The 2,231-nt window shown below is 64.2% G+C and carries 2 protein-coding genes and 2 pseudogenes; 2 read left to right on the forward strand and 2 right to left on the reverse strand.

Features of this window, described 5'->3' with window-relative positions:
* Positions 1–120, forward strand: a pseudogene (locus AC2VOG_RS05890) (DNA-binding protein); the annotation flags it as partial.
* Between the two features lie 17 nt (positions 121–137).
* Here AC2VOG_RS05890 and AC2VOG_RS05895 read toward each other — a convergent pair.
* Positions 138–599 (reverse strand): helix-turn-helix domain-containing protein, encoded by a 462-nt coding sequence (locus AC2VOG_RS05895; protein ID WP_486938983.1) that lies wholly within the window; start codon positions 597–599, stop codon positions 138–140.
* Positions 596–1,264 (reverse strand): hypothetical protein, encoded by a 669-nt coding sequence (locus AC2VOG_RS05900; RefSeq protein ID WP_486938984.1) that lies wholly within the window; start codon positions 1,262–1,264, stop codon positions 596–598. Before AC2VOG_RS05900 ends, AC2VOG_RS05895 begins: the two co-directional genes overlap by 4 nt.
* Before the next feature lie 318 nt (positions 1,265–1,582).
* Here AC2VOG_RS05900 and AC2VOG_RS05905 point away from each other — a divergent pair.
* Positions 1,583–2,231 (forward strand): annotated as a pseudogene (locus tag AC2VOG_RS05905) (hypothetical protein); the annotation flags it as partial.

A 2,231-nucleotide genomic window follows, 5' to 3' on the forward strand; every position in this document is an offset into this window, starting at 1 on the left:
GTTTCCGAAACCACGCACGCGAATCTCAGGCAGCTTGCGCGGAGCCGCAAGATGAGCATGTCCAAGATGCTGCGCCCCGTGCTCGATGACTTCGTACAGCGAGAAACGCAAAACCGCTGACGGGAGGTTCCGTCGGGTCATTCGGTTAGTCGGTCGATGTCGCGGTGCCGAGCTGAAATGCTCTCGGCACGGATCATCAATGCGGCGGACGGGACCACTTTTCCCGCCAGGTATGTCGACAACCGTGAGGCCGAGGTGCCCAGGCGTGCGGCAAATTCGGCGGCGGTGAGTCCGGAATCCGCGACGAGTGCGGCGAGTCGGCGGCGCACTTCTTCACGCGCGGACTGTTCGACCTGTGCGCGGTCCTGCTCGACGACGCGCCGAAGGGTCTCGGCAACACCGCGGTCCTCGGCCAGCTCGAGTGCTTGCACGAGGTCTTTCACGAATGGGCCCCAGGGGTCGACGCTGACCGCTGTGGCGATGTGGCGCCAGTCCGGTAGTGAGCCCCTGTCGATTGCGGCCAGTAGGCCTTCGACTCCCCAGCTGGTGACGGGGTCGGATGGGTCGACGTTGAGGTTGCGGAATCTCAGTGCGCTCATGGGACTGTCAGCATGGCGTCGGCGATTTTCTTGCACTGGCCCACGACCGCGCTCCAACTGGCCCAGCGCGGGGTCAGGTTTCGGTAGTGGCTGAGTTGCTTGGTGGTCTGGGAGTCTTTCGGTCGCGGTTCGCCGAGTTGGCGAAGCAGCTGGGAAGCGACTGCCGTTTTATCGCCAACGGTCGCGTCGTAGTAGTGGTCGAGAGCGTTCAGGACGGCGGCCGACTCGCGGATGCCGAACTGATCCGACAGGGCGGCGACATCGATGTAGTCCCGTGTCTGGTTGCGTTTGACGACGAGGTATCCCTTGATCCGCAGCGTTTCGGCCGCGGTAGGAACGGTCACCGTAGCGCCCCCCGGGAGCGTGACGAGCTGGGCTTCCAGTGGCGGTCGGCGCATCAGTTGGCGCACACCGGCTTCGATATCGCCCAGCGAACCAGGAATGATCTTTCCCGGCGTAACCCGATTCAAGACCCACTCCGGGTCTGACTCCAGCGCTTCGAGTACCACGTCGAACGTGTCGGCGAGGTCCATCACGACGTGGTCATGGTCGTAGGAGTCACGGTGGCGCGCATACAGCACTGCGGCGGAACCACCTACGAGCACTGCGTCCGGGACGAGTGTCTGCAGTCGCGCGGCAGACTCGAGCACATCGTCAAACGACATCACCCGACCTCCTGACACTTTTCATATCCGATAAGTGCATTGGTGGTTGTGGCGCTGAGGATCGCCACGATCGGTGAACGCCAAGAACATCGTTGCGCCCGCCGACGTGGACGGCACCCTGGTCCGTGGCGCGTCGCCTAACGCCGAACAAGTACGCGATGCTGTCGGCGATTGCGTCGGGCGGTCCGCTGCCGTAATTTCAACGCCCGGTTGACGGTCGGCGGAAGTCGCGTTTAGCTTTATGCAACCTGCAGGACATCTAGCTTCGGTACGGTCTGTCGACTGCACGGCACTACCTAGCGCCCGGGGAGGCAATGAATGGCTGGTCGCGACGGCACCGACGGCAACCACCGGCGTCGGTTGGCCATCCTGGGCGGGGCCGTAGGAGCATTCGCCGCCGCAGCAGCGATGGCGACCGGATCGACTATCGCCGCGGCTCCTGCCAAAGCCGACATTGACGCCCTCATCGACCCGATCATCCAGCCGCTGATCACGTCGCTCAGCGATGCAGTTGCCGGTTTCGACCCCGCCGCCGCGACCGACGTCACCAGCTTCGGCGACAGCATCCTGGCCAGCCTGAACTCGCTCGACGTGGCACTGCCGGCCAGCGCAGACTCCACGTCAGCCCTCGCGGCGGCCGCCGAGCCCGCCGCTACGGTGACGAGCGCCGACGGTGCCAGCGGCACCTACGACATTCCGATCACCGTCGCCGAGGGCACCGAGCCGACCGTGACCGCCACGGTCGACGGGGCCAGCACGAAGGATCTCGTCGACACCGGATCGAGCGGCCTGGTGATTCCCTACACAGATCTCGGCTCGAACTTCCTCAGCCAACTTGAGGCCTTATACAGTTTGGGCACTCCCACCGGCATCAGCGAGAGCGGCTACAGCGGTGGCGTGGACTACCTCTATCTCACCTACGACAACGCGACTGTCGACTACGGCGGTGTCCTCACCACGTCGAACA

The organism is Mycobacterium sp. TH-M11 (assembly GCF_057473725.1).